The 5,463-nt window shown below is 46.1% G+C and carries 5 protein-coding genes and 1 CRISPR repeat array; of the genes, 4 read left to right on the plus strand and 1 reads right to left on the minus strand.

The window, feature by feature from the left end; all coding sequences use genetic code 11:
• The first annotated feature begins 44 nt into the window (after nucleotides 1-44).
• A CRISPR array of direct repeats spans nucleotides 45-1,548; the repeat unit is 33 nt; unit sequence GTCGCTCCTTTCATTAGGAGCGTGGATTGAAAT.
• A gap of 75 nt (nucleotides 1,549-1,623) precedes the next feature.
• The 3 genes from CH76_RS13610 to CH76_RS12930 are packed head-to-tail and all read left to right on the plus strand — an operon-like array spanning nucleotide 1,624 to nucleotide 4,044.
• Nucleotides 1,624-2,352, plus strand: a complete 729-nt coding sequence (locus tag CH76_RS13610) for a conserved phage C-terminal domain-containing protein (protein WP_051910373.1) — start codon at nucleotides 1,624-1,626, stop codon at nucleotides 2,350-2,352.
• On the plus strand, nucleotides 2,352-3,587 hold the full coding sequence (locus CH76_RS12925) for a replicative DNA helicase (RefSeq protein WP_036147154.1): 1,236 nt from the start codon (nucleotides 2,352-2,354) through the stop codon (nucleotides 3,585-3,587). Before CH76_RS13610 ends, CH76_RS12925 begins: the two co-directional genes overlap by 1 nt.
• Nucleotides 3,580-4,044 (plus strand): hypothetical protein, encoded by a 465-nt coding sequence (locus tag CH76_RS12930; protein ID WP_036147156.1) that lies wholly within the window; start codon nucleotides 3,580-3,582, stop codon nucleotides 4,042-4,044. Before CH76_RS12925 ends, CH76_RS12930 begins: the two co-directional genes overlap by 8 nt.
• Before the next feature lie 317 nt (nucleotides 4,045-4,361).
• Here the strand turns inward: CH76_RS12930 and CH76_RS12935 are convergent, their stop codons facing one another.
• Nucleotides 4,362-4,667, minus strand: coding sequence for a helix-turn-helix domain-containing protein (locus CH76_RS12935; RefSeq protein ID WP_235190406.1), 306 nt, complete (start codon nucleotides 4,665-4,667; stop codon nucleotides 4,362-4,364).
• A 112-nt stretch (nucleotides 4,668-4,779) separates the two neighbouring features.
• Between CH76_RS12935 and CH76_RS12940 the strand changes: the two genes are divergently transcribed.
• Nucleotides 4,780-5,409: a nitroreductase family protein gene (locus CH76_RS12940; protein ID WP_036147161.1), complete on the plus strand. Its 630-nt coding sequence runs from the start codon at nucleotides 4,780-4,782 to the stop codon at nucleotides 5,407-5,409.
• The last annotated feature ends 54 nt before the right edge of the window (nucleotides 5,410-5,463 follow it).

Raw genomic sequence — 5,463 nt, forward strand, 5'->3', positions numbered from 1 at the left:
GTGGATTGAAATCGTACTACGTTATCGCCGAAGAGTTAGGTATTGTCGCTCCTTTCATTAGGAGCGTGGATTGAAATACAATGCGGCAGGTGGCAACTACGGAGACCACCGGTCGCTCCTTTCATTAGGAGCGTGGATTGAAATATTACTTTGATGCCATTTACATCAGCATTGAAAGTCGCTCCTTTCATTAGGAGCGTGGATTGAAATAAGAAAGCGGCACAGGCGATTGTAGGCGGCTCAGTCGCTCCTTTCATTAGGAGCGTGGATTGAAATAATCATGCGGCGGCTCGTGTTAGCGTCAATCTTTGTCGCTCCTTTCATTAGGAGCGTGGATTGAAATGCTTTGCGCTCCTGGTACTTAATCCAGTCAGCTGGTCGCTCCTTTCATTAGGAGCGTGGATTGAAATGAAATGGGCGGTATTACACCTGCAACAATTAATAGTCGCTCCTTTCATTAGGAGCGTGGATTGAAATCAGCTGTATACAATTTCATCGTAGCGTTCTGTGCGTCGCTCCTTTCATTAGGAGCGTGGATTGAAATAACCATTCAACACCTTATGTCACGTTACGATACATCGTCGCTCCTTTCATTAGGAGCGTGGATTGAAATTACCACCTGAACAAGCAACACCGCAATATTTAGGTCGCTCCTTTCATTAGGAGCGTGGATTGAAATGACTGCTGGTCCTGATGGTGCTTATATTTATCAGTCGCTCCTTTCATTAGGAGCGTGGATTGAAATGGATGTGCTGGGTAGGTAGGCAAGTCATCCACTGTCGCTCCTTTCATTAGGAGCGTGGATTGAAATTAAAGGTATCAATGCATCAGGCTCAGCTTTCGGTCGCTCCTTTCATTAGGAGCGTGGATTGAAATTTTAATATCCTCACCAGTTTTGCCCCACAGTCCGTCGCTCCTTTCATTAGGAGCGTGGATTGAAATAGGAGGAATATGCTTGGAATACATGCCGTGTTTGCGTCGCTCCTTTCATTAGGAGCGTGGATTGAAATTTTGTAAGTGGGTGTGATAGCCCTAACAATCCGTACGTCGCTCCTTTCATTAGGAGCGTGGATTGAAATCGCGACTAGGATTAGACATCGAGCTGAAAGCGAGTCGCTCCTTTCATTAGGAGCGTGGATTGAAATGTGCCCGAATTTAAAGTGTTTTTTACAACCAACGTCGCTCCTTTCATTAGGAGCGTGGATTGAAATCGTGGGAGAGAAACGCTTTTTATATTGGTGAAGAGTCGCTCCTTTCATTAGGAGCGTGGATTGAAATACCACAGGCGATAGCTCCTAACACAGGCACACGGTCGCTCCTTTCATTAGGAGCGTGGATTGAAATCATTGACACCCCAAGCGCTGAAGCTATCCTTTTGAGGTCGCTCCTTTCATTAGGAGCGTGGATTGAAATATCATCAAACAAAACCGTTTGCTTGAGCAACACAGTCGCTCCTTTCATTAGGAGCGTGGATTGAAATGATTAATGCAGTTGTTAACCAGGTTGTCCACACGCGTCGCTCTTTTCATTAGGAGCGTGGATTGGAATGGTGGAAAAATTTTGACTGCCTTTGTCGCTTTTTAATACGTTACTTCCGTATTGAAGGGCAAAGGGGGAGATACTATGAAGTTATTAACTGAAGAATCACCGTTAGTCGTTTTGCCGCAGTTGGCACAGAAGGTGGGATTGAATGAAGCGATTGTGTTGCAGCAACTTCATTACCGTTCGCGCCTCGGCGTGGAGGAACGAAGCGGCAGGCGCTGGGTGAAAGGGTCGTATGAAGTGTGGCAACAGGAGTTTCCGTTTTGGTCACTCACTACGGTTCGACGCACGTTAATGAAACTTGAAGATAAGGGGTATATCCAGGCGACACAAGCGTTCAATCGCTCACGCAATGACCACACCAAGTGGTACACGTTGTGCTACACCGAGCTAGTCAAAGTGACCGGTTCGAAATGGATGTTACGTTACGACCACATTGAGCACAAGGGCTTGGTCAAGTTGGACGGAACAATACGTAAAGATATAAAAGATATAAAGAAATATTATATCGCGCTAACGCGAGATGTGATTCTTTTTTTGAACGATAAAGCGGATAAAACCTTCAACCCAGAGAGCAGGAAAAGCCAGCGCCTCGTGACAGAAGTAGCGATGCGGGGTTACACGTATGATGACTTTATTGCGGTCATTGAAGCTAAAGTGAAAGTGTGGCAAGATACGCCGTATGCCCGCTATTTACGGCCAAGTACGTTATTTGGTTTACGCTTTGAAAGTTATTTGAAAAAAGTAAAACCGCCCAAAAAAGCTGTGCCGCTTGATGTTGTGCTCGACTTTGAAGAAGGTGAAAGCTGATGGAACAAGTAGTGCTTGCCGAAAAAAGTTTGTTGGGTACGATGCTTGCGGATAACACGTACATTGCCGACACATTGCTTATCCCCGCGCATTTTGCGACGCACCAGCACCGTTTTATTTTTAGCCAAATGCAGCACTTACAAAAAAGTGGGCATCATGTGGATTATATTACGCTACTGACGACGGCAGAGCCGCAAGCACTTGGGGGCGCTAATTACTTGCAGGAGCTGACGTACTGCGCCAACCCTGAAAAATTTACGCACTACCAAAAGGCGTTGCTTGCGCATTGGCGTTACGGGCAAAAGCATAAAATTTTGCATCAGGCACAAACGATGGACTGGGAAGTGGATGCGATTTTTCAAGCGCTTGAAGCGATTAGTTTACATCAAGAACCGATGTGTTTACCCATTCAACCTGACCTTGAAGCGCTGAAAAACTTACCTTTTGAGCCGCGCGCGTCGCGGGGTGTTATGACGGGGCTTGCCGACCTCGACCGGGCGCTAAATGGTTTTCAGCCTAAAGAGTTAACGCTTATTGCGGCGCGTCCTTCGATGGGAAAAACGGATGTCATGAATCACTTCGCTCGCACAGCGGCACAGCGCGAGCACACGGTACTGGTGTTTTCACTTGAGATGGCAAGGCAGACGATTATTGAGCGCCAAATTGCGGCAGAAGGCAATTATAATCGCTTAAAAATGCGTGATCCGTACCGTCATTTTACAGAAGGGCAAAAGGCGAGCTGGGGCGAGACGCTCGGGAAAATGATGCCGTATGATTTATATATTAACGACCGTGCAGGGCTAACCGTTGCCGAAATTCAAGCGCAGGCGCGCCATATTATTCGCCGTAGTACAAAGCGACCGATTATTTTTATTGATTATATTCAGCTCATTCGACCATCGGAGTCCCTTGCGACCGCAGCGCAAATGATGGGGGCGATTAGTTGGGGGTTAAAGCAACTCGCTAAAGAGCTCGATTGCCCAGTAGTCGTGCTGTCACAACTGTCACGCAGCGTTGAGCAACGCCAAGACAAACGTCCTGTGCTGAGTGATTTGCGTGATTCAGGCAACCTCGAACAAGATGCTGATGTTGTGATGTTTTTATACCGCGATAGCTACTATGAACGAACGAATGACGAAACGCTAGAGCTCCATATTGCCAAGCATCGCAATGGGCCAACGGGTAAAGTAGCGGTGCATTACCAACGTGCGACAGGGGTGATTCGTAGTGGTTAATGTTAGTGAGGCGTTTGCGCTATTAGTCGAAGCGATTACCGGTAAAAATGATGGTTTTTACCGCGTAGTGTACGCCATCTACCGCGAGTTACAGCTTGGGACATTGACGGCAAGTTCGCCTTTTTGTGACGCGGTATTAGATATAACGCACCTTGAAGTGGAGGTGCTGATGAAAAGTGATGTGCTCGCCATTCGCCCTGTGCAACTATATGCGGCGAGGAGCGATGTGGGCTATGCGTTTTATTTGGCACGCGATGCGCTTAGTGTTAAGCATTTACATAGCGACACATTTCGCGACACTACAAAAGTAATCAATGCAAGTCGCTTGCTCTATACGTCATTTACGCTCGCTGCGACGGGCGAAACCATTAGCCCTTACGATTTTCGTCACCGTGTGCCGTGTTTGCCGTATTATTTAGGTAGAGCGGAAGCGGGGCAGTACGTACTTTACCGTTAAGGAGCAACTAAAAAGCGAAGGCCAACAGAAAACATGGCGTTCGCTTTTTTTGTTTGGAAGTATAAAGGCTGTTTCGGTCAATCAACTGAAAGTAAAAAAACGCTTTTGATGTCTGCTTTCCAACTGCGTTGAAGTTGAACAGTCGTTTTGACATTTAATACCCTCCAATGCCAGCGCAACTGAGCGCTTTGCTCAACTTTTTGTTGTAATCCAGTTTCGAGGGCTAGCTTCTTCGGCTGTTTCGATCAATCAACTGAAAGCAAAAAAACGCTTTCGTTGCTTGCCCTCCAACATCCTGTGAAGCTGACCAAGCCCTCTCAACTTTTTGTTTGGGCCCAGTTTTTGATGGCGATGATGACTTCTTGGAAGGCTTGACCGTTGTCGGTTAGGTGGTATTCGACTTTCTTTTTAGAGTCGCACAGGTAGGTTTTTTCGACGAGGTTAGCGTCGATGAGTTCGTTAAGGCGCTCGGTTAACAGGCGGTCAGAGATGCCTGGGATTTGTTCGTGCAGTTCATGGTAGCGCTGTGGTCCCTTGCACAGCACGTATAAGATTGCGCCCATCCAACGCTTGCCGATAAATTCGATGGTGTCGTGGTAGACGGTGCACAGTTGCTCGTTCATAAAAATTCCCCCTCTTTTGTAGTTTAACATAATTGTTGACGAATGAACTTACTTTTGGTAAGCTAATTTTGCAAACTTACAAAAAGTAAGTAACTACGAGGAGGCAATACAAATGACAACTTCAACACAATCGACGGTACTACAAGTCATGCAAGACCGAAAATCGGTGCGCATTTATGATGATAGCCATACCATTTCAAACGAGGTATTAACAAAATTATTAAGCGACGCAACAACTGCACCATCAAGCAGTAACTTACAGCCTTGGCGCTTTATCGTCTTCAATAACAAAGCGTCACAACAAGAGCTACGTACCATTGCCTACAATCAGGAGCAAGTCGAAACAGCATCAGCTGTCATCGCGATTATTGGTAACCGCGATATGCATAAACGTGTGGAGCGCATTTACAACCAAAACGTGACAGAGGGTCATTTAAGCGAAGCACAGCGCGATATGATGATCGAAAATACAACAAAAGCTTACACAGCAGCATCTGACGCAGCGCGTACACAAATTGCGACATTTGATACAGGCTTAATTGCGATGCAAATTATGTTACTCGCAAAAGACCAAGGCTTAGACACCGTCGCAATGGGCGGCTTTGATAAAGCAAAATTCCATGAGCGTTACGAACTAGCTGACTATGAGTTCCCAGCCGTGTTACTTTCCATTGGTAAAGCAGCGGGCGAGGCATACGGTTCATCACGCATCCCAGTGGAAGAATTAGTCACATTTAAATAAGCTAAGTGAGCGGTACTTCGTTATGAAGTACTGCTTTTTTTATAGTAATATTTA

The sequence above is a fragment of the Lysinibacillus sp. BF-4 genome (assembly GCF_000743635.1).
Classification (GTDB): Bacteria; Bacillota; Bacilli; order Bacillales_A; family Planococcaceae; genus Metalysinibacillus; species Metalysinibacillus saudimassiliensis.